The organism is Martelella alba (genome assembly GCF_005217455.1).
Lineage (GTDB): Bacteria > Pseudomonadota > Gammaproteobacteria > Enterobacterales > Enterobacteriaceae > Acerihabitans.
The window spans coordinates 1-20,172 of sequence record NZ_SZPQ01000002.1 but is presented as its reverse complement, the minus strand read 5'-3'; the positions used below and the strand labels follow the sequence as shown (position 1 = coordinate 20,172).

Sequence of the window (20,172 nt, the reverse complement as noted above, 5' to 3'; positions counted from 1 at the left end):
TGATCACTAAAAAGTGTTATACCTCGTCAATAAAATCATAAAAAAATCCTTGTCACGGTCATTTTTTTTGATCCGGAAGGGGGTATATTCACCAAGAGTTATTTTACAGTAGGGATAACCTAAAACATGACGCGTTGAAGCAAGGCGACAACGCGTTTCATGACCCGGGTTCACACTGATTGGCCGACGACTATCGCCGCCGCCAATCAAGCATCGGACAACGTATTCAGGTACGACGCGCCGAAAGGCCGTCAGGGAAGGAGGTGAAAAGCCTCCGCAGCCCCCGCTGCTGTAATGCCGACAAATCTGGAGCAACCACTGATCGTCCACGATTGGGAAGGTCCGGAGGCGGATGACGCAAAGCCAGAAAACCTGCCTGAATGCCATAGGCCTTAACCGGCCCGGAAACGACCCCTTCGGCGGGAAGCGGGTTGTCCCGGCAATACCTGCGGAACCGGTCGTTCCGTCGTTGTTGCTTGCGACAATCCCTGGCGCCGTCGCCGGGTTTAACGGAACGATCATGCAAGCGATACTCATCGGCGGCATACAAAGCGGTACGGGCAAGACTCTGGTGACACTCGGACTGCTGAGGGCCTTGGCGCGGCGTGGATTGCGGGCGCAGCCGTTCAAGTGCGGCCCCGATTATATCGATACCGGCTGGCATCAGGCGGTCAGCGGAATCCCCTCCTATAACCTTGATGCGTTCATGCTGGATGCCGGGACGCTGGTCGGCTTGTTCAACGGGCAGATGGCCGGCGCCGATATCGGTGTCGTCGAAGGGGTAATGGGACTGTACGATGGGCTGGGTTCCGAAGACGACAGATGCAGCAGCGCGGCGCTGGCCAAACAACTGGGCATTCCGGTGGTGCTGGTGGTGGATGGCAAGGCCATCGCGGCTTCCGCCGCCGCCCTGGTCCTGGGGTTTCAGCATATCGATCCGCGGGTGCCGATTGCCGGCGTGATTGTTAATCGCGTGGCGTCGGAAAATCATTTCGCGCTAATCAAAAACGCCATTGCGCGTCATTGCGGTGTTCCGGTGCTGGGCTATTTGCCGCCGCTGCCGGATTGGTCGCTGCCGTCGCGCCATCTGGGCCTGGTGCCGGCCGGAGAAATCGAGCGGCGGGAAAGCCAATGGGATGCGTTGGCCGACAGTGTGGAACGGCATATCGATCTCGCCGGCCTGTTGGCGTTATCCCATTGCCAATCCGTCGTGGGAACGTTGCCGCGCCCGCCCGCCGATACACGTTATTCGCGGTTAACCCTGGCGCTGGCCCAGGACGATGCCTTCAATTTTTATTATCCCGACAATCTACGGCTGCTGCGCGAGGCAGGGGTGCGCATCACGCCGTTTAGTCCGCTGCGCGATCGGGATTTGCCGCCTTGCCAGATGATTTACCTCGGCGGCGGATTTCCCGAGCTGTTCGCCCGGCAATTGTCCGACAATGAGCCCATGCGACAGGCGTTACGGCGGGCCGGCCTTTCCGGCGTCGCCATGTATGCCGAATGCGGCGGTCTGATGTATTTGGGCCGCGCGCTTATCGATCAGGACGGCATCGAACATGCCATGGTCGGATTATTGCGCGGCGTGAGCCGCATGAGCCCGGGGCTTAAACGCTTCGGGTATTGCGCGGGCACGGCCTTGCAGGACACGCTTTTGGCCGCCCGCGGCGAAACGCTGCGCGGTCACGAGTTCCATCATTCCGAATACCTGACCGACGAGACGCCGCTATTCACCCTAACGAAAACCACAGCCGACGGCAGCGTCAAGCGCTGGCCGGGAGGTTATGGCGGCGCCACGCTCCTGGCGGGCTATCTGCATGTGCAATTCTACCAGCGCCCCGCGTTGTTACAGCGGTGGCTGGATGCGGGGTGCGCGCAATTATGCCAGGCTTGACGGTGTTGCAAAGCGGGGTTTGGGCCACCCTCGGCGCTTTTGTCGCCGGCTATCTGCTGGATCTTTGGCTTGGCGATCCGCCTCATTGGCCGCATCCGGTGCGTTGGATAGGCGGCGGCATTGAACTGATCCAACGGCTCATCCGCCGTTATTGCCGCGGCGAACCGGCGCTGTACGCGGGAGGCGGCCTGCTTTGGCTGGCGGTGGTCGGCGGCGCCTGGCTGGCGGCGGATGCGTTATTGCGGCTGTTGTCATTCGTTCCCTGGCTGCATTGGCTGGTGCAGACATGGCTGGTGTATACCCTGCTTGCCACCCGTTGCCTGCGCGACGCGGCCATGACGGTTTATCGCGCCTTGCGGACCGGGACGCTGGCTGAAAGCCGTCATCATTTGTCGTTTATCGTCGGTCGCGACACCGGGCAATTATCCCGCCCGCAAATCATGCGCGCCGTGGTGGAAACCGTGGCGGAAAACAGCGTCGACGGCGTTATCGCGCCGTTGTTCTGGCTGTTTGTCGGCGGCGTGCCGCTGGCCATGGCCTATAAAGCGGTTAATACCCTGGATTCGATGGTCGGTTACCTGACGCCGAAATACCGCGCTATCGGTTATGTGTCGGCCAAAATGGACGATCTGGCCAACTGGCTGCCGGCCCGGCTGGGGTGGGTGGCGCTGGCGCTGGCGGCGGGAATGCTCGGCCTGGATTGGCGTTCGGCCTGGCGTATCGGCTGGCGGGATCGCCATTGCCATAAAAGTCCGAATTGCGCCTGGTCGGAGGCCGCGGTGGCCGGCGCCCTGGGTATCCGTTTGGGCGGCCCCAACCACTACTTCAATCAGCGGGTGGAAAAACCCTGGATTGGCGACGCGCGGCGCGATATCGCGCTGGAGGATATCAATGCCGCCATCCGGTTGATGTACCTGGCGTCGGCGCTGGCGCTGGCGTTTTTCTTGCTGCTGCGCGTCGGCGCGGCCAATGTCGTTTGACGGGCCGCGCCCGGAGGGAAAGAGAGAGATGGATTATATTAAACAGCCGCAGCAAATCGAACAGACCAGTTTTGACATTATCCGGCGGATCATCGCCCGCGATTATCCGGCGTTTCGTTTCGCCGACGACGGGCAGGAAAGCGTTATCCTCCGCGCGATCCATACCAGCGCTGATTTCGACTGGCTCGGAATTTTGCATTTCTCCGAGGGCGTATTGCCGCGCATAGGCGACGCGCTCCGCCGCGGCTGCACCCTGTATACCGACACCACCATGGCGCTGTCCGGCATCAATAAGCGCGAGCTACGGCGGCTGGGTTGTACCGTGCGCTGCTATGTCGACGACGATATGGTGGCGGCGCTGGCGCGGCGGGAGGGCATTACCCGCTCCATGGCGGCGGTGGACCGGGCGGTGGACGAACCGGGGCCGAGTCTGTTTGTTTTCGGCAATGCGCCTACCGCGCTGTTCCGTTTGCTGGAGCATTGCCGGCAAGGCCGTGGCGCGCGGCCGGCGGCGGTAATCGGCGTGCCGGTGGGGTTTGTCGGCGCCGCCGAGGCCAAACAGGCGTTGGCGCAAAGCGATCTGCCTTGTATCGCCGCGCTGGGACGTAAGGGCGGCAGCAATATCGCCGCCGCCATCGTCAATGCCGTATTGTACCGGTTGCGGGAGGAATGATGGAAGAGGTTGTCTGGCATAACGGCAAGGCCTATCGCAAAGGCTATACCACCGGCTCTTGCGCCACCGCGGCGGCGAAAGTGGCGGCGTTGATGTTGTTGCGCCAGGCTATCATCGATCAGGTATCCATCGTCACGCCGTCCGGGCAAATCTTGCGCCTGAATGTGGAATCGCCGTTAATAAGCCCGCAGGAAGCCGCTGCGGCTATCCGTAAAGACGGCGGCGACGACGTGGACGCCACCGACGGCATGCTGATTTTCGCCCGGGTCCGTCTGCGCGGCGATTCAGCCATTGTCATCGACGGCGGCGAGGGTATCGGACGGGTGACCCGCAACGGGATCGGCCTGGCCGTGGGCGAGGCGGCCATTAACAAGACACCGCGCCAGACTATCGAGGCGGCGGTGCGGGAGGCGATTGGACCGGAGCGGGGCGCGGATGTGGTCATTTCCGCGCCGGAAGGCGAAGCGCGGTCGCGTAAAACCTATAACGGCCGGTTGGGCATTCTCGGCGGTATCTCCATTATCGGCACCACCGGCATCGTCACGCCCATGTCGGAGGAAAGCTGGAAAAGTTCGCTCTCGCTGGAGTTGGGCATGAAACGGGCGGAGGGGCGCGAGCAAGTGATTCTGGTCCCCGGCAACCACGGCGAGCGTTTTGTCGAGCAACAACTGGGGCTGAATTCTAGTGACGTTGTCACTATGAGTAATTTCGTCGGCTATATGCTAAAAGAAACCGAACGGCTGGGATTCCGGCGGGTACTGCTGGTGGGGCATTTCGGCAAGCTTATCAAAGTGGCGGCCGGGATTTTCCATACCCACAGTCATATCGCCGATGGCCGCATGGAGACACTGGTGGCCTGGCTGGCGCTATGCGACGCGCCGCGAGACCTGCTGCATCAGGTGGCGGCCTGTCTGACCACCGAAGAAGCCATGGGCCTCATCGACCAGGCCGGCTGGCAACGGGTTTACCCGGTAATCGCCCGTCGGGTGGCGGAACGAACGGCCGAACTGCTGCGGTTTTCCGCCCATCCGCCGCGCTGCGACGCGATTTTGTTTTCCTATGATCTGCGGGTGCTGGGCAGCAGCCGGCCGGTGGATGAATTGCGGGCCGCGTTTCTATGAAGCCGCCGGCCGGGTTGTCCGCAGACCGCGTCATGACGGCGGCGACGTCCCTGAACGACGCCGCGGCGCCTACGGCGGCTGGTGCGGCATTGGCGCGATCGACCGCGATATGCGCGACGGCGCCGGTTTGCGCAGCGGAGATCCTTCCCGCGGTCAGCGTGGTGGGGCTGGGGCCGGGAGATGAGGCTTATCTGACGTTGATGGCGCGGCGTCTGATTGGACGGTGCGAGGTCTTAATCGGCAGCGCGCGCCAGTTGGCGTGTTTTCCCCACTTCGGCGGCGAGAAACGCCCCCTCGATCGGACATTGGGGGATTTGGCCCACTGGCTGGCATCCCATCGGGAGCGACGGGTAGTGGTGCTGGCCTCCGGGGATCCGATGCTGTATGGCATCGGCGATTATCTCAGCCGGCATATGCCCCCGGGAACCCTCGCTATCATTCCCGGCATCAGCGCGGTGCAGTACTTGTTCGCGCGGTTGGGTCTGGCGATGAACGAGGTGTATCTTGCCAGCAGCCACGGCCGGGAACCGGATTTTGATTTTCTCTTGCGCCATGCCAAGGTGGCCATGGTCACCGACCGGCGCATCGGGCCCTACGAAATCGCCCGCCAAATCCTGGCGCGCGCGTTGCGTCGCACGCTGGTGGTGGGTGAAAACCTGTCATATCCGAACGAGCGAATCCATATTCTGCTTCCAGAACAGGTGGCGCGGGCCTATGACATGAATGTGGTGGTGATCCTTGATGAACAATAACCCGGCCGCCGGCCAAAGGAGCTTCGGATGAGGGATGACGAATTTATTCGCGGATCGGTGCCGATGACCAAGCGCGAGGTGCGCCAGGCGGCCCTGGACCGATTGGCGCTGGACAATGCGCGCTTGCTGGTGGATGTCGGCGCCGGCACCGGCAGTATCAGCGTGGAAGCCGCTTGCCGGCATCCGGCCCTGAAGGTGGTGGCGGTGGAACGCGACCCCGAGGCGTTGGCGCTTATCGGCCGCAACTGCCGACGGTTCGGTCTGAAGCGGGTGGATATCCTGCCGGGCGAAGCGCCGCTACCGCTGGCAGTGCAAGCCGATGCGGTTTTCATCGGCGGCAGCGGCGGCCGTCTTGGCGATATCATCCGCTGGGCCGATACGCTGTTGGCGCCGGGCGGCCGGCTGGTCGTCAATCTGATCTTGCTGGAAAACCTTCGAGAGGCGTTGGATTGTCTGACGGCGGGAAGGTTTGACCAACTGGAGTGTATCCAGATGCAAATTTCCGCCCTGGCTGGGCTGGGCGGAGGACATTATTTCAAACCCAATAATCCCGCTTATATTCTTTCCTGTCAGAAGGAGAAACCCCATGACGGAGTCTTTTGATCACGGTCTGGTATGGTTCGTGGGCGCCGGGCCGGGTGATCGGGAACTGATTACCCTTAAAGGCTATCGCCTGCTGAGCCAGGCCGATGTGGTGATTTACGCCGGCTCGCTCATCAACCCCGCGTTGCTGGAGTATTGCCGGCCGCAGGCGGAATGCTTCGACAGCGCGGGAATGGCGCTGGAGGACATCATTGACATGATGTGCCGGGGCATAGGCGAAGGGCGGCTGGTGGTCCGGTTGCAAACCGGCGATCTTTCCCTGTACGGCTCCCTGCGCGAACAAATCGAAGAACTGGCGCAACGGGGCATCGGCCATCGCACCGTGCCGGGCGTCAGCGCCTTTCTCGGCGCGGCGGCGCAATTGGGCGTGGAATATACCGTACCCGAGGTATCGCAAAGCCTGATCATTACCCGTATGGCGGGGCGAACGCCGATGCCCTCGCGGGAATCCCTGGCCGCCTTTGCCGCCCACCGGACCTCCATGGCCATTTTTTTGTCGGTGCAGGCCATTGAACAGGTGGTCGGCCAGCTAATGGCGGGGGGGTATCCCGCCGACACGCCGGCGGCGGTGATCTATAAAGCCACCTGGCCGGAGGAAAAAAACGTGCGCGGCACCCTCGGCGATATTGCCGGGCGCGCGCGGGAAGCGGGGATCGGTAAGACCGCGTTGATCCTGGTGGGCGCCTTTTTGGGCGACGAGTACCACTATTCCAAACTTTACGATGCCGGATTCACCCATGAATATCGTCAAGCCTGAGTCGATCGCGTTGTTTTGCCTGACGCCCGGCGGCGTTACGCTGGCGAAAAGGCTGTCCGACCGGATACCGGTAACCTGCTTTACCAGTCAGGCGCTGCTGGAGCCGGGTTTCGAGCCTTTTCGCGGCACATTCGCCCAAACCGTCGCGCAAGTGTTCCATCAATATTCCGCCTTGATTTTCGTCTGCGCCACGGGACTGACCGTTCGACTGATAGCCCCGTTGGTGAAGGATAAATTCAGCGATCCCGCCGTCGTGGTCATTGATGATCAGGGCCATCATGCCATCAGTCTGCTTTCCGGCCATATGGGCGGCGCCAACGCGCTGACCCGCTATATCGCCGCGCTGCTGGGCGCCGAACCGGTCATCACCACCGCCACCGATGTCAACCAGCTGGCGGCGTTGGATGTGCTGGCCCAACAGTTGAACGCCACCATGCGGGATTTTCGTGAAAAAACCAAAAAAATTAATCAGTTATTGGTGAGCGGCGGCAAAGTGGGGTTGTTCTGGGATCGCGATTCGCTTTCCGCCATCAAAATGCAGTGGCCGGAAGAATATTGCGATACCCGGGGTTTTATCCTGATTACCGATTTGGCGGATTTACCGGAACTGGACGCCTTGGTGCTGGTGAGTTTGCGCGATGACGAACCGGTGTTGCCGGTACCGGTTTATAAGCTGGTGCCCCGCTGCGTGGTGGCCGGCATCGGCTGTCGGCGGGATACCTCGCCGGCCGTTGTGGCCGACCTGTTATGGCGGCAGTTGGCCAAACTGCATATCGACCCCTTAGCCCTGAGCGCCATCGGCAGCGCCTCCATTAAACGAGACGAGCCGGCGCTGCGCCACCTGGCCAACCGATGCTGCGTGCCCTTTGAAACCTTTTCTGTCGATATTCTCAAACCGGTGGCGGCGCGTTTCCCGGTATCGGAATTCGTCCGGCGCATCACCGGCATCGGCAGCGTTTCCCAACCGGTCGCCTGGTTGATGAGCAACGGACGCCTGGTGGGCGATACCTTGCGCACCCAGGGCGTGACCATCACCTTAGGAGTATCCTGCTGATGCTGTATGTGGTAGGCATCGGGCCGGGCAATCAGGGCGCCATGACCCTTGAAGCCCTCGAGGCCATTCGCGACGCCGACATTATTGTCGGTTACAAAACCTATACCCATCTGGTAAAGCACCTCACCGGCGACAAACAGGTCATTAAAACCGGCATGTGCAAAGAGATAGAACGCTGCCAGACGGCCCTCGATCTGGCGGCGGCCGGCAATAAAGTGGCGCTGATCAGCAGTGGCGACGCCGGTATCTACGGTATGGCGGGCCTGATTCTGGAACTGACCACCCGGCAGCGGTTGGATGTCCAGGTCAGGCTTATTGCGGGCATGACCTCCAGTACCGCCGCCGCCGCCCTGTTGGGCGCGCCGCTCATGCATGACTATTGCCATATCAGCCTGAGTGATTTGATGACCCCCTGGCCGGTAATCGAAAACCGGATTTTGCACGCGGCCCAGGCGGATTTCGTCGTCTGCTTCTATAACCCGCGCAGCCATGGTCGTCCGGATCATCTGGCGCGCGCCTTCGAGCTGCTCTTGCGGCACAAATCGCCGCAGACCCCGGTGGGGGTGGTGCGCGCCGCCGGCCGTAAAAAAGAGGCGCATTGGCTGACCACCTTGGGCGAAATGGATTTCGCCCCCGTGGATATGACCTGTTTGGTGGTTGTCGGCAACCAGGCCACGTATTGCCAGGACGGGTTGATGATTACGCCTCGGGGTTATCTGTCATGACCCACGTGGGCGCGTTATGAAGGCGGTGCACATTTTGGGGGGAACGTCGGACGCCCTGGCGTTGTGTCGGATCCTGACGCGCCGCGGCGTGCCTTACAGTCTGTCGGTGGCCACCGCCACCGGCGAGGCCCTGGCGGCCGGCGTGGGCGGCGCCCGCCAGGTGGGCCGGCTCGATCAGGCGGGCATGGCGGACTGGCTGGAGAACGCCGGCTGGGTAATAGACGCCTCGCACCCTTACGCGCAACAGGCTTCGCGCACCTTGGCCGATGCTTGCCGGGCGCTGGGCCTGGCGCTGACCCGCTATGAACGGCCGAGCGAAATCGACGCCGTCCGACACCCCGACTTACTGATGGCGGACGACATCGCCGGCGCTTGCCGGCTGGCCGGCCGGTTTGGCCCCCGTGTTCTGCTCACCACCGGCAGCAAACAGTTGGCCGACTATCTGACCTTGCTGCCCGGTAAAACGCCCATTGTCCGGGTATTGCCGATACCCGACGTCATTAGCCAATGCGCGTCGCTGGGCCTGGGCGTTAACCAGATTATCGCCATGACCGGCCCTTTCAGCCGGGAACTGAATCTGGCGTTGTACCGCCAATACCGCCCGGATGTGATGATCACCAAAGAATCGGGACGGGAAGGGGGATATGTCGATAAAGTTCTGCCTTGTCTCGATGAGGGCATTCCCTGCGTGGTTATACGTCGGCCGACGATGCGCTGGCGGGATGTGATTTCAACGACGGACGAATTTGAACGGCATCTGGATCAGTGGCTGAAGGGCGCCGATAACAGCGTTGAGGACTAACAGGTTATGAAAAAAGCACTTTTGACCGTCAGTTTCGGCACCACCCACCGCCAGGCGCGGCTTTGCAATATCGAAGCCTGCGAACAACGTCTCGCTGCGGCGTTTCCCGACAGAACGCCGTTTCGCGCCTATACCTCCGGCATGGTGCTGCGCCGCCTGGCCGAACGCGACGGCGTCATTATCGATTCGCTCCAGCAGGCGCTGAAGGGTATCTGGCAACAGGGCTACCGGGACGTGGCCATCCAGTCGCTGCATATTCTTCACGGCGACGAGTATGAAAAAATCCTGCATCATGCCGCCCTCTGGCGGGGACGCTACACGGCGATGCATATCGGCGCGCCGCTACTTAATGACCAGCAGGATTATGCGCGGCTTATCAGCGCCCTGCATGCTCAAATGCCGCCGCTGGGCGACGACGAGCGAGTGGTGTTTATGGGGCACGGCACACAGCATCGCGCCTTCGCCGCTTACGCCTGCCTGGACCATATGCTGGCCGCCCAAGGGCTCCCGGCGCTGGTGGGCGCGGTGGAAAGCTATCCCGATCTCGACCTGGTTATCGATAGGCTTAAGAAGCAATCGGTCAGCCACATCCATCTGATGCCGCTCATGCTGGTGGCCGGCGAGCATGTGGTGAACGACATGGCCTCCGACGCGCCGGCGTCCTGGAAAAGCCGGTTGGAGCGGGAAGGCTATCGCTGTACTTGCTGGTTGCGCGGCCTGGGGGAGAACAGCGTGATCCAGCAAATGTTCGTCGATCATCTGTTGGACCGCGTTCCCGAGGAGGTGGCCTGATGGGGGGGATCATCTACGCCATCGGCGTCGGCCCGGGGGCCGCCGATTTGATAACGGTGCGCGGCGCCCGCGTCCTGGCGACGCTGGATGTGCTCTATGCGCCGGCCGGGCGCAGGGGCGGCGACAGCCTGTCCCTCGGCATCGTGCGGGAATACCTGACCGAACACGCGGCGATCAAATCGCGCCATTTCCCCATGAGCCGCGATACGGCGGAAAAAGACGCCGCCTGGGACGCCGTGGCCGAGGAAATGATCGCTGATGCGGCGGTTGGCCTGCGGGTGGGTTTTATCACCCTGGGAGACGCCATGCTCTACAGCACCTGGGTTTTTTTACTGACGCGCCTGGAGCGGCGGGCCGTGCTGGAAATTATTCCCGGCGTCACATCGTTCGCCTGCATCGCCGCCCGCGCGCACATGCCCCTGGCGATGGAAAACCAGTCGCTGGCGGTCATGTCCTGTACCGACGACGAGCAGCGCCTTGAGCAAGGCCTGTTGACCCATGACTGCGTGGTATTAATGAAAGTCTACGGCCGGTTTGCCCGTATCCGGGACATGCTCGGCCGCCTGGGCCTGCTGGACAAGGCATTGCTCATGGCCGATGCCTCGCTGCCGCAGGAACAATGTTTCCGGGCGCTGGACGCATTGGCGCCCGATCACCCGCTGCCTTATTTTTCCACTATTTTGGTGAACAAACACATTGCTGACGGCGCCGGGCGGTGCTGACGCCAGGCCGCCAACCGCGATAAACGGCCCGCGAGTCAAAGGGGCCGCCGAACCAAGGGGGATATATGGCTTTATCGATAATGTTGCAGGGAACGGCTTCCGACGTCGGCAAAAGCGTCCTGGCGGCGGGATTATGCCGAATCTTCGCCCAGGACGGCTATCGCGTTGCGCCTTTCAAGGCGCAGAATATGGCGCTCAACTCCTGGATTACCCGGGATGGGGCGGAAATGGGCCGGGCGCAAGTGTTTCAGGCCGAGGCGGCGGGCATTGAACCGGATGTCCGCATGAATCCGATTTTGCTCAAACCCACCAGCGATCAACAGGCCCAGGTGATCGTCATGGGCGAAGCCCTGTGCCATATGGGGGCCGCCGATTATCATCACTACAAACCGCAACTGCGCCGACGGATTGGCGATATCTACCGTAGTCTGGCGGCGCAATACGACATCATGGTGCTGGAGGGGGCCGGTAGCCCGGCCGAGATCAATCTGCGCGACCGGGACCTGGTGAACATGGGCATGGCCCGGCAGGCCGAGGCGCCGGTGCTGTTGGTGGCGGATATCGACAAGGGCGGCGTATTCGCCGCCATTTATGGCACCCTGGCGCTGTTGCAACCGGATGAGAAAGCGCGGGTTAAAGGGGTCATCATCAATAAATTCCGCGGCGATCCGGCCTTATTGCAACCGGGCATCGCGCAAATCGAATCCTTGACCGGCGTCCCGGTGGTCGGCGTCATGCCCTGGTTCGACGAACCGCTGGAAGACGAGGACGGCGTGGCGCTGCAAGGTGATAAGTATCGCCGGGATGCGGGCCGTGAACTGGATGCGGCCGTGATTCAACTGCCGCATATCGCCAATTTTTCCGATTTCAACGCCCTGGCGGTCCAGCCCGATGTGCGGCTGCGTTATGTCAAATGTGGAACATCGGTGGGCGTGCCTGATCTTCTGATTCTTCCCGGCAGCAAGAACACGCTGGGGGATTTGCTCTACCTGCGCGAACATGGCATCGATCAGGAAATTCTGGCGGCCCATGAGCGCGGCGTGCCCATTATCGGGATTTGCGGCGGTTTTCAGATGCTGGGACGCAAGGTGGTTGATGGCGTTGAATCGGGTATTGAGGCCGCGGCCGGATTGGGTCTACTGGATTGCGAGACCCGCTTTGCCCCCCTTAAGACCACCACGCAGGTCACCGCGCAGGTCATGGCCCTACCGCACGGCGTGTTCGCCGCCGGCGCCGGACAGGATCTCTTTGGGTACGAAATCCACATGGGCCATACCGCTCTGGGCGCGGGCGCGCGGCCCTTCGCCCGCCTGGCCCGGCAAAACGGCCAAGACCTGCAACAAGACGACGGCGCTGTCAATGAACGCGGCGATGTGGCCGGCAGTTATATCCATGGGTTGTTCGACTCGCCGTCGTTCACCCGAACGCTGCTTGACGCGCTGCGTGAACGGCGCGGGTTGGGGCCGCTGGGCGAGGCGCCGGCGGGATGGCGGGAACGCAAGCAACAGTCATTCGATGCCCTGGCGCGGCAAATGCGGGCGCATATCGATATTGAACGAATTTATCGCATTATGGCGGCCTCGGCCGCGTTGGAGGAACATTCATGATTGAGATTCGCGCCGGCGGCGCGGCGTTATGATCCTGGTAACGGGCGGGGCGCGCAGCGGCAAGAGCCGCCTGGCGGAGACCCTGGCGCAGCGGGCGAACGGGCCGGTGTTGTATATCGCCACTTCGCTGGTCACCGATGACGAGATGGCGCGGCGGGTGGCGCAGCATCGGCGCGACAGGCCCGGTCATTGGCGCACGCATGAGGGTTATCGCGATTTGGATAAGGTGATAACCGGGCAAGGCGGGCAGGTGGCCGCGGTGTTGCTGGAATGCGTGACCACCCTGGTGACCAATTTACTGTTCGACGAGACCGGTCTGGTGGCGCCGGAAAAGATGGATTTCGCCCTCGCCGAAGGGGCGATAACGGATCAAATCGACCGGTTGCTGGCCGCCTGCGCCGCGGCGCCGTGCCCGGTTATTCTGGTGACGAATGAACTCGGTATGGGCATTGTGCCGGAAAACCTGCTGGCCCGCCGCTTCCGGGATATTGCCGGGCGGGTCAACCAGCGGCTGGCCGCCGCCGCCGCCGATGTCTGGCTGGTGGTTTCCGGTATTCCGCTGCATATCAAAGACGCCGCCGCGCCGGGGGCAGCCTCATGAAACAGTTACTGGCGGCCATCCAGTTTATGACCCGCCTGCCGGTCCCGGCGCATTGGACGGCGAATCTGCCGTTGGATGCCTATGCCCGCGGGGTGGCATGGCTGCCGATCGTGGGAGTGATTATCGGCGGACTGTGCGCGGCGGTCTTCTCGTTGGCCCAATCGGTATTGGGCATCCCGCTGGCGGCGTCGCTGACGGTACTGGCCAATGCCCTGCTGACCGGCGCCTTCCATCTGGACGGTTTAGCGGATACCTGCGACGGCATCTTCTCGGCGCGCAAACGGGAGCGGATGCTGGAGATTATGCGCGACAGCCGCATCGGCACCAATGGCGCATTGGCGCTGGTTTTCGCCGTTGTCGTTCGCGCGCTGGCGCTGGCCGGACTGGCCGGCAATCCCAATGGCGCGCTGCCCTTTATTATTGTCGCGCCGGTGGTCAGCCGCAGCCTTATCACGCTATTGATGTATCGCCAGCATTATGCCCGGGAAAACGGTCTCGGCAATGTCTATATCGGTAAAATCGATGGCCGGTCCTTTGCCCTGGCGCTGTTGGTCGGCGCGCTGCTGACCGGTCTCGTCGCCGGACCGGCGGGCCTGGGGGCGGCTGTCGTCGCGGCAATTCTGGCCATCGCCTACCGCGCGAAAATCAACCGGGCCCTCGGTGGCCAGACCGGCGATACCCTGGGTTGCGGCGTGGAGCTGTTCGAGTGGCTGTTTTTGCTGGCAGCGCTCGGTATCGGCCGGTAAGCGTCGCCGCGCGGGATGACGTCGGTCGCGGCCGGTTGTCGCAACCCGCCCTATTCGGTTATCAGACGCCGCGGCATCTTGTCGGCGGCGCGGGAGAGTACCATGAATTTATACCTGGTGCGCCACGGCGAAACCCAGGCCAATTGCGACGGCGTCTATTGCGGCGTCAGCGATGTGCCCTTGACGGCGCGCGGCCGCCGGCAGGCCGCTCAGGTGGCCCGGCAACTGGCGGGCGTGCGCTTCGATCGGGTGTTGGCCAGCGGTCTGCGGCGCACCCAGGAAACCGCGCAAATCCTCTGCCCGGATAGCCCGCCCGAGTGCCGCCCCATCTGGAATGAAATGGATTTCGGCGAATGGGAACTGCGCCATCATCGCGATCTGCGCCGGGAGGATGCAATACGTTACCGCGCCTGGTGCGACGACTGGCAGCAGACGGTTCCTCCCGGCGGCGAAAGTTTTCCGGCGTTTTCCCGTCGGGTGGCCGGCGCCGCCGGCGAGCTTGCGCGCGAAAACCCGGCCGGAACGCTGCTACTGGTCGGCCATCAGGGCGTGCTGAGCCTGTTGCTGGCGGTATTATTGGGGTTGCCGCCCGCCGGCATGTGGCATTTTACCTTCCGTCAGGACGCCTATAGCCGGTTGCGATTCGCCGACGGGTTTTGCGTCGTGACCTGTTTGAACGACGGCGGCCGGCAACCCGACCGCTGATACGCTTTTCAGGAGAAAAAATGAGAAATATCCAGCAGGTTATCGACGCCATCCGGCCGCCGGATCAGGACGCCATGGCAGCCGCGGCGCGGCGTATCGATGGATTGCTCAAGCCGCCGGGCAGTCTCGGCCGACTTGAGCAACTGGCTGTCCAACTGGCCGGCATCATGGGTCGCCGGCCGCTGTCGTTTGCGCATAAAAGCATCCTGGTGATGATTGCCGATCACGGTGTTTACCAGGAAGGCGTGGCGGTCTCGCCGCGTATCGTCACCGCCATCCAGGCGGCCAATATGGTCAAGGGGATCACCGGCGTTTGCGTGCTGGCGGCCAATGCCGGCGCGAAAGTGACGGCGGTGGACTTGGGCATTGATAGCGAACGGCCGTTGCCGGGGCTGATTGACCGCCGCATGGGCCGGGGCTGCGGCAATATCGCCGTGGGCCCGGCCATGACCCGCGCCGAAGCGGCACAGGTGCTGGCCATTGGCGCGGATTTGGCGACGGAACAGGCGGCGGCGGGCGTAACCCTGTTTGGCGTGGGCGAGCTGGGGATGGCCAATACCACCCCGGCCGCCGCGCTGGTCAGCGTCTTGACCGAAGCGTCGCCGGGCGATGTGGTGGGGCGCGGCGCCAATCTTCCGGTGGCATTGCTGCGCAACAAAATCGCCGTAGTGGAACGCGCCATCGCCGTCAACCGGCCGGATCCGCGGGATGGTATCGACACGCTGGCCAAGGTCGGCGGTTTCGACCTGGGCGGCATGGCGGGCGCGATGCTAGGGGCCGCCGCCGAAGGGTTACCGGTTATGCTGGACGGTTTCCTGTCCTATGCCGCCGCGTTGGTCGCCTGCCGGGTGGCGCCGCAGGTCCGGGATTATCTGATCCCCTCACATCTCTCGGCGGAAAAAGGGGCGAAAACCGCCTTGGCCTACCTTGATCTTCATCCTTATCTCGATCTGGAGATGCGGCTGGGCGAGGGCAGCGGCGCGGCGTTGGGCATGAATCTGGTGGATGCCGCCTGCGCCATGTACAACAATATGGGCACGCTGACCGATAGCGATATCGAATTGCCAACGGGCCATTAAGGCCGCTTTTGAGATAACTCACTTGCATGATGCAAGTGAGTGGCATAGGATACTATCACGTTGATAGTATCCTATGGGGCGACCGATGAACAAAACCGATTTCGCCGAAATGTCTTGTCCCGTGGCCCGCAGCCTGGCCAGGGTCGGGGAGTGGTGGAGCATCCTTATCCTGCGCGATGCGTTTTATGGACTGACGCGTTTTTACGAGTTCGAGGCCAGCCTGGATATCGCGCCCAACATGTTAAGCCGGCGTCTGAACGACCTGGTGAAAAACGGGCTGTTGCAACGCAGGCCCTATAGCCGCAAGCCGTTGCGTTACGAGTATCTTCTTACCGAGGCCGGCTGGGCTTTCCGTCCGGTAATCTGGGCGTTGGTGGCCTGGGGCAACGCGTATTTTTCCCCGGAAGGCCCGGCGTCGATACTGATTAACCGCCAGACCGGCGCGCCGGCCGAGCCGGTGCTGGTGGACGCTGTTACCGGACAACGGATGTCGCCGACGGATTACCGTCTCGGACCGGGGCCGGCGGCCAGCGAACAGATGCGTTACCGCATGGATTTCCAGTGGTTGAAACACGCCTCGGGGGACGAGAATTTCCGGTTCGCGCCGCCGGCGAAACGTCTCCCCGGTGAGGCGCAATGAACGCGCCGGCGACATCGCGGAATACCGGGGGCCGCGCCGGCGGGAAAGGCCGGCCAATGGCGCTGGGCTTGGCGGCGGCGGCCGTGGCGCTCATGATCGGTTACGGCGCCTATTGGTGGAACCATGGCCGGTTCATACAGACCACCGACGATGCCTACGTGGGCGGCGACATCACCACCATCAGCGCTAAAGTGGCGGGATACATCACGGCGGTGGACGTTGCGGACAACCAGCGCGTCACCACCGGCGAAATCGTGTTGCGTCTGGATGACCGTGACTATCGGGCCGCGCTCGCCAAAGCGCAAGGCGAAGTCGCCGCCCAACAGGCCGCGCTGGCGAATCTGGCCGCGACCCGCGGCTTGAAAGAAGCGCTGATCGAACAGGCCCGGGCCGCCATTACCGGCGACGAGGCGCAAATCGAACGCACCCGCGATGATTTGGCCCGCTACCGGACATTGCAATCAAGCGCGGCGGTATCGGTGCAAAGCCTCCAACAGGCGCAGGCGGACTATCGCCAGGCGCTCGCCGACGGCCAGCAGGCCAAAGCGGCGCTATTGGCGGCCCAGCGGCAATTGACGGTCCTTGATACCCAGCGCGGTCAGGTTATGGCGGCGCTGGGGGAAGCCGTCGCCGGCCGGGAACTGGCGAGGCTGAATCTGGCGCATACCCTTATCCGCGCCCCCATTGACGGCGTGGTGGGCAATCGACGGGCCAGGATGGGGGCCTGGGCCGCCGCCGGCAGCCAGTTGCTGGATATCATCCCGTCCCGCGGGCTCTGGGTGGACGCCAATTTCAAGGAAGATCAACTGGCGGGCATTCGCCCCGGCCAGCGCGCCATGATTCGGGCCGACATCCAGCCCGGCACGGTCTTCCATGGTCGGGTGGCCAGCCTCGCGCCGGCCACCGGCGCCCAGTTCAGCGTGCTGCCCACGGAAAACGCCACGGGTAATTTCACCAAGATTGTCCAGCGGGTGCCGGTGCGCATCATTCTGGATAGGGCTGACGGTACGCTGGGATTGCTGCGGCCGGGATTATCCGTGACCGCGGTGGTGGACAGCCGTAGGCGGGGGCGGCCGTGAGCGGCGCCGGCGTTCAGGCCGCGGCGTTGCCGCCCGCCGCTCTGCCGGACGGTCTGACGCTGGCGGGCAAAATCGTCGCGTTTTCCACCATGTGTCTGGGAATGTTTATCGCCTTGCTGGATATCCAGATTGTTTCCGCTTCGCTGAAGGATATCGGCGGCGGCCTATCGGCGGGCAGCGATGAAACCGTCTGGGTGCAGACCGCGTATCTTATCGCTGAAATTATCGTTATTCCCCTGTCGGGATGGCTGGCGCATGTCCTCTCCACCCGCTGGCTGTTTTGTTTTTCCGCGGTCGGCTTTACCTTTTCCAGCCTTTTGTGCGGCTCGGCCTGGAATATCCAGAGCATGATTCTGTTCCGGGCCATGCAAGGGTTTCTCGGCGGTTCGATGATTCCGCTGGTGTTTACCACCGCGTTTGTGTTTTTCAATGGAAAACAGCGGGTCATCGCCGCCGCCACTATCGGCGGCATCGCCTCGTTGGCGCCGACCATGGGGCCGACGGTGGGCGGATGGATAACCGACAATGATTCCTGGCACGGCTTGTTTTACGTGAATTTGCTGCCGGGCACGCTGGTGGCGGTGACCGTTCCGCTGTTGGTCAAAATAGACCGGCCCAATTTGTCGTTGCTGCGCGGCGCCGATTATTTAGGTATTGTCCTGCTGGCGGTATTCCTCGGTTGCCTGGAGTACACGTTGGAAGAAGGGCCGCGCTGGAATTGGTTCAGCGACAGGACTCTCACCGCCACCGCCTGGATTTCCGCGGTAGCGGGGATCCTGTTTATCTGGCGCACCCTGACATATGCCAGGCCCATCGTGGATTTGCGGGCGCTAAAGGAGCGGAATTTCGCCCTGGGCTGTTTCTTTTCGTTTATTGTCGGGGTGGGGATGTTTTCCACCATTTATCTCACGCCGCTGTTTCTCGGTCAGGTCAGGGGTTTTAGCGCCTTGCAGATTGGCTGGGCGATTTTTTCCACCGGCGTTTTTCAACTGCTGGCTATTCCCCTCTATGCCTATTGCGCCAACCGTATTGATTTACGCTGGTTACTGTTGGTCGGTTTGGCCGGTTTCGCCTTGTCCATGTGGACGTTTATGCCGATAACCCATGATTGGGGCGCGAAAGAATTGCTGTTGCCGCAGGCCTTTCGCGGTCTGTCGCAGCAATTCGCCGTCGCGCCGGTGGTGACGCTGAGCCTGGGCAGTTTGCCGCCGGAACGCCTGAAGATGGCTTCCGGCCTATTTAATCTGATGCGCAATCTTGGCGGCGCCATCGGCATCGCCTGGTGCGCCACACTGATAAACGATCGCGCCAATGTGCATTTTTTTCGTCTGGCGGAATCGCTTACCGCGCCTAATGAGGCCATGAATGGTCTGCTGGAGACGCTGCAATCGCGTTTTATCGCGTTTGGCGACGATACCGCGACGGCGGCCACCGCGGCGCTGAAAACGTTGTGGTCGCTGACCTACCGCGAGGCGTTGACCATGACCTTCGGCGATACTTTTATGGATATTATGCTGTGCTTTCTCCTGGCGTGCATCTTGGTGCCGCTGATGCACAATACGGCAAAGGGCGCCGTCCCGAGTGCCGAACATTAGCCGGGGCGAGGGTAAGCGGTTGTGACAGAACGGGCGGTCCGCTCTTGATTAATGCGGCGGGACGTTCCTATAATCAAGCCGTTTCCGGTTGCAAGAGAAGTGTTTTCCATGGCAAGACCTAGCGTTCGCGATAAGATTGTTTGCGCGGCATTGGAGCGGTTCCACACCCTCGGGTTCAGCGCATGCAGTGTGCAGGATATCGTCGATACCGCCGGGGTGCCGAAAGGTTCGTTTTATAATTACTTTAAAGCCAAAGAATTACTGGCGCTGGAAGTGCTGGGCATCTACGGGCATGACTGCAAGCGGGAAATCCTGTCCGATAAACGTCTCCCGCCACTTGAACGACTGCGTGGCCATTTCGAATTTATGGCGGCGCATTTCGCTGAATCCGGTTATAAAAAAGGCTGTCTGATCGCCAATCTGGCCGCCGAAATGTCTGATAATACGCCGTTGTTGCGTCAGGCTATTGACCAATCCCTGGAAAAATGGACCGCGTCCGTCGCCGCAACGCTGCGCGAAGGCCAGAACGACGGCAGCATTGTCGCCACCTTGGATGCGGAAAAAATGGCCCGTTTTATTATCAACAGTTGGGAAGGGACGGTAGTGCGCATGAAAATCGCCCGTTGCCGGCAGCCGCTGGAGGATTTTTTCGCTGTGGCCTTCGTGTTGCTCACCCGGTCGGCGCCTTGATACATGGCGATTGGTACGCGATATATTGCAAACGGCTTCTTGGTTGACGGCGTTTGCTCACTGAAGTCACAGGGTCGTCCACGCCACAGGGATGAATACTGGCTGCCGCAACGTGAGTTGGATTATTCCTGTCCATATAGGGTTGATTGACGCCCTCAGCGAGGGTTATGACCATTATGCTGTAGTAATAGCTTCCATCACCCGCGTACTCGAACTCGCGATCAGCTCGGGTGTGCATATGGAAGTCCGCATGAACCCACGGGGCTCCTTGGTCAAAAAATCATCCATTATCGTTTCACCTTTAGTGATCCAGCCTTAGCTCATGGGTGTTTGCGTACTTGAACAATCTGTGTGGTTTGAGGGAGACTGTTCAGCTCAGTGTCAGGATGGACACTGTGGCGCTTATCAAACCTGATGCAGTGTTTGATCAAATACCTTACCAGATTTAATTACGCTAAATGTCACATGACTCAGTTTAGGGGTCTGAGGGCCAATGGAACGAAAACGTACGCTAAGAACACAACTCCTTGTTATAAAATAAAATTATTTATGATG

General features: G+C 61.5%; 21 protein-coding genes and 1 riboswitch. All 21 genes read left to right on the top strand.

Features of this window, described 5'->3' with window-relative positions:
- Positions 1–211 precede the first annotated feature (211 nt).
- Positions 212–394: riboswitch (cobalamin riboswitch) on the top strand.
- Between the two features lie 126 nt (positions 395–520).
- The 21 genes from FCN80_RS02485 (at position 521) to FCN80_RS02385 (ending at position 19,617) form a co-directional block, all read left to right on the top strand.
- Positions 521–1,894, top strand: coding sequence for a cobyrinic acid a,c-diamide synthase CobB (locus FCN80_RS02485; RefSeq protein ID WP_136988313.1), 1,374 nt, complete (start codon positions 521–523; stop codon positions 1,892–1,894).
- Positions 1,882–2,874 (top strand): adenosylcobinamide-phosphate synthase CbiB, encoded by a 993-nt coding sequence (gene cbiB / locus FCN80_RS02480; RefSeq protein WP_136988312.1) that lies wholly within the window; start codon positions 1,882–1,884, stop codon positions 2,872–2,874. The genes FCN80_RS02485 and cbiB overlap by 13 nt, the downstream gene beginning before the upstream one ends.
- A gap of 28 nt (positions 2,875–2,902) precedes the next feature.
- Entirely contained in the window at positions 2,903–3,547 is a 645-nt protein-coding gene (locus FCN80_RS02475; RefSeq protein ID WP_136988311.1) for a cobalt-precorrin-8 methylmutase, read from the top strand.
- Positions 3,544–4,668 carry a cobalt-precorrin-5B (C(1))-methyltransferase CbiD gene (cbiD, locus tag FCN80_RS02470; protein WP_136988310.1) on the top strand — a complete coding sequence of 375 codons (1,125 nt, stop codon included), beginning with the start codon at positions 3,544–3,546 and terminating at the stop codon, positions 4,666–4,668. Before FCN80_RS02475 ends, cbiD begins: the two co-directional genes overlap by 4 nt.
- Positions 4,665–5,420 carry a cobalt-precorrin-7 (C(5))-methyltransferase gene (locus FCN80_RS02465; RefSeq protein WP_230492450.1) on the top strand — a complete coding sequence of 252 codons (756 nt, stop codon included), beginning with the start codon at positions 4,665–4,667 and terminating at the stop codon, positions 5,418–5,420. Before cbiD ends, FCN80_RS02465 begins: the two co-directional genes overlap by 4 nt.
- A 27-nt stretch (positions 5,421–5,447) precedes the next feature.
- Positions 5,448–6,023, top strand: coding sequence for a decarboxylating cobalt-precorrin-6B (C(15))-methyltransferase (locus FCN80_RS02460; RefSeq protein ID WP_136988309.1), 576 nt, complete (start codon positions 5,448–5,450; stop codon positions 6,021–6,023).
- Positions 6,007–6,780, top strand: coding sequence for a cobalt-precorrin-4 methyltransferase (locus tag FCN80_RS02455; protein WP_136988308.1), 774 nt, complete (start codon positions 6,007–6,009; stop codon positions 6,778–6,780). Before FCN80_RS02460 ends, FCN80_RS02455 begins: the two co-directional genes overlap by 17 nt.
- Positions 6,761–7,834 carry a cobalt-precorrin 5A hydrolase gene (cbiG, locus tag FCN80_RS02450; RefSeq protein WP_136988307.1) on the top strand — a complete coding sequence of 358 codons (1,074 nt, stop codon included), beginning with the start codon at positions 6,761–6,763 and terminating at the stop codon, positions 7,832–7,834. The genes FCN80_RS02455 and cbiG overlap by 20 nt, the downstream gene beginning before the upstream one ends.
- A complete protein-coding gene (locus FCN80_RS02445; protein WP_136988306.1) occupies positions 7,834–8,559 on the top strand; it encodes a precorrin-3B C(17)-methyltransferase in 726 nt (241 codons plus the stop codon). Before cbiG ends, FCN80_RS02445 begins: the two co-directional genes overlap by 1 nt.
- Positions 8,560–8,575: 16 nt before the next feature.
- Positions 8,576–9,361 carry a precorrin-6A reductase gene (gene cobK, locus FCN80_RS02440; RefSeq protein ID WP_136988305.1) on the top strand — a complete coding sequence of 262 codons (786 nt, stop codon included), beginning with the start codon at positions 8,576–8,578 and terminating at the stop codon, positions 9,359–9,361.
- Positions 9,362–9,367: 6 nt separating this feature from the next.
- The gene (gene cbiK, locus FCN80_RS02435; RefSeq protein WP_136988304.1) at positions 9,368–10,153 is read left to right on the top strand and encodes a sirohydrochlorin cobaltochelatase; all 786 of its coding nucleotides are present in this window, start codon (positions 9,368–9,370) and stop codon (positions 10,151–10,153) included.
- A complete protein-coding gene (locus tag FCN80_RS02430) occupies positions 10,153–10,875 on the top strand; it encodes a cobalt-factor II C(20)-methyltransferase (protein WP_136988303.1) in 723 nt (240 codons plus the stop codon). The genes cbiK and FCN80_RS02430 overlap by 1 nt, the downstream gene beginning before the upstream one ends.
- 65 nt (positions 10,876–10,940) lie before the next feature.
- Positions 10,941–12,482 carry a cobyric acid synthase gene (locus FCN80_RS02425; protein ID WP_136988302.1) on the top strand — a complete coding sequence of 514 codons (1,542 nt, stop codon included), beginning with the start codon at positions 10,941–10,943 and terminating at the stop codon, positions 12,480–12,482.
- 28 nt (positions 12,483–12,510) lie between these two features.
- Positions 12,511–13,083, top strand: coding sequence for a bifunctional adenosylcobinamide kinase/adenosylcobinamide-phosphate guanylyltransferase (gene cobU, locus FCN80_RS02420; protein ID WP_136988301.1), 573 nt, complete (start codon positions 12,511–12,513; stop codon positions 13,081–13,083).
- On the top strand, positions 13,080–13,829 hold the full coding sequence (gene cobS / locus FCN80_RS02415; protein WP_136988300.1) for an adenosylcobinamide-GDP ribazoletransferase: 750 nt from the start codon (positions 13,080–13,082) through the stop codon (positions 13,827–13,829). The genes cobU and cobS overlap by 4 nt, the downstream gene beginning before the upstream one ends.
- Before the next feature lie 102 nt (positions 13,830–13,931).
- The gene (gene cobC / locus FCN80_RS02410; protein WP_136988299.1) at positions 13,932–14,534 is read left to right on the top strand and encodes an alpha-ribazole phosphatase; all 603 of its coding nucleotides are present in this window, start codon (positions 13,932–13,934) and stop codon (positions 14,532–14,534) included.
- Positions 14,535–14,554: 20 nt separating this feature from the next.
- On the top strand, positions 14,555–15,613 hold the full coding sequence (gene cobT / locus FCN80_RS02405) for a nicotinate-nucleotide--dimethylbenzimidazole phosphoribosyltransferase (RefSeq protein WP_136988298.1): 1,059 nt from the start codon (positions 14,555–14,557) through the stop codon (positions 15,611–15,613).
- An 85-nt stretch (positions 15,614–15,698) separates the two neighbouring features.
- The gene (locus FCN80_RS02400) at positions 15,699–16,253 is read left to right on the top strand and encodes a winged helix-turn-helix transcriptional regulator (RefSeq protein ID WP_136988297.1); all 555 of its coding nucleotides are present in this window, start codon (positions 15,699–15,701) and stop codon (positions 16,251–16,253) included.
- Positions 16,250–17,332 carry an HlyD family secretion protein gene (locus FCN80_RS02395; RefSeq protein WP_230492449.1) on the top strand — a complete coding sequence of 361 codons (1,083 nt, stop codon included), beginning with the start codon at positions 16,250–16,252 and terminating at the stop codon, positions 17,330–17,332. Before FCN80_RS02400 ends, FCN80_RS02395 begins: the two co-directional genes overlap by 4 nt.
- The gene (locus tag FCN80_RS02390; RefSeq protein ID WP_230492448.1) at positions 17,329–18,927 is read left to right on the top strand and encodes a DHA2 family efflux MFS transporter permease subunit; all 1,599 of its coding nucleotides are present in this window, start codon (positions 17,329–17,331) and stop codon (positions 18,925–18,927) included. The genes FCN80_RS02395 and FCN80_RS02390 overlap by 4 nt, the downstream gene beginning before the upstream one ends.
- Before the next feature lie 108 nt (positions 18,928–19,035).
- Positions 19,036–19,617 carry a TetR/AcrR family transcriptional regulator gene (locus FCN80_RS02385; RefSeq protein ID WP_136988296.1) on the top strand — a complete coding sequence of 194 codons (582 nt, stop codon included), beginning with the start codon at positions 19,036–19,038 and terminating at the stop codon, positions 19,615–19,617.
- Positions 19,618–20,172 lie beyond the last annotated feature (555 nt).

Excerpts from the sequence above, each read along its gene's own strand:
- FCN80_RS02485 (WP_136988313.1), top strand. The coding sequence starts at position 521 with ATGCAAGCGATACTCATCGGCGGCATACAAAGCGGTACGGGCAAGACT.
- cbiB (WP_136988312.1), top strand. The coding sequence starts at position 1,882 with ATGCCAGGCTTGACGGTGTTGCAAAGCGGGGTTTGGGCCACCCTCGGC.
- FCN80_RS02475 (WP_136988311.1), top strand. The coding sequence starts at position 2,903 with ATGGATTATATTAAACAGCCGCAGCAAATCGAACAGACCAGTTTTGAC.
- cbiD (WP_136988310.1), top strand. The coding sequence starts at position 3,544 with ATGATGGAAGAGGTTGTCTGGCATAACGGCAAGGCCTATCGCAAAGGC.
- FCN80_RS02465 (WP_230492450.1), top strand. The coding sequence starts at position 4,665 with ATGAAGCCGCCGGCCGGGTTGTCCGCAGACCGCGTCATGACGGCGGCG.
- FCN80_RS02460 (WP_136988309.1), top strand. The coding sequence starts at position 5,448 with ATGAGGGATGACGAATTTATTCGCGGATCGGTGCCGATGACCAAGCGC.
- FCN80_RS02455 (WP_136988308.1), top strand. The coding sequence starts at position 6,007 with ATGACGGAGTCTTTTGATCACGGTCTGGTATGGTTCGTGGGCGCCGGG.
- cbiG (WP_136988307.1), top strand. The coding sequence starts at position 6,761 with ATGAATATCGTCAAGCCTGAGTCGATCGCGTTGTTTTGCCTGACGCCC.
- FCN80_RS02445 (WP_136988306.1), top strand. The coding sequence starts at position 7,834 with ATGCTGTATGTGGTAGGCATCGGGCCGGGCAATCAGGGCGCCATGACC.
- cobK (WP_136988305.1), top strand. The coding sequence starts at position 8,576 with ATGAAGGCGGTGCACATTTTGGGGGGAACGTCGGACGCCCTGGCGTTG.
- cbiK (WP_136988304.1), top strand. The coding sequence starts at position 9,368 with ATGAAAAAAGCACTTTTGACCGTCAGTTTCGGCACCACCCACCGCCAG.
- FCN80_RS02430 (WP_136988303.1), top strand. The coding sequence starts at position 10,153 with ATGGGGGGGATCATCTACGCCATCGGCGTCGGCCCGGGGGCCGCCGAT.
- FCN80_RS02425 (WP_136988302.1), top strand. The coding sequence starts at position 10,941 with ATGGCTTTATCGATAATGTTGCAGGGAACGGCTTCCGACGTCGGCAAA.
- cobU (WP_136988301.1), top strand. The coding sequence starts at position 12,511 with ATGATCCTGGTAACGGGCGGGGCGCGCAGCGGCAAGAGCCGCCTGGCG.
- cobS (WP_136988300.1), top strand. The coding sequence starts at position 13,080 with ATGAAACAGTTACTGGCGGCCATCCAGTTTATGACCCGCCTGCCGGTC.
- cobC (WP_136988299.1), top strand. The coding sequence starts at position 13,932 with ATGAATTTATACCTGGTGCGCCACGGCGAAACCCAGGCCAATTGCGAC.
- cobT (WP_136988298.1), top strand. The coding sequence starts at position 14,555 with ATGAGAAATATCCAGCAGGTTATCGACGCCATCCGGCCGCCGGATCAG.
- FCN80_RS02400 (WP_136988297.1), top strand. The coding sequence starts at position 15,699 with ATGAACAAAACCGATTTCGCCGAAATGTCTTGTCCCGTGGCCCGCAGC.
- FCN80_RS02395 (WP_230492449.1), top strand. The coding sequence starts at position 16,250 with ATGAACGCGCCGGCGACATCGCGGAATACCGGGGGCCGCGCCGGCGGG.
- FCN80_RS02385 (WP_136988296.1), top strand. The coding sequence starts at position 19,036 with ATGGCAAGACCTAGCGTTCGCGATAAGATTGTTTGCGCGGCATTGGAG.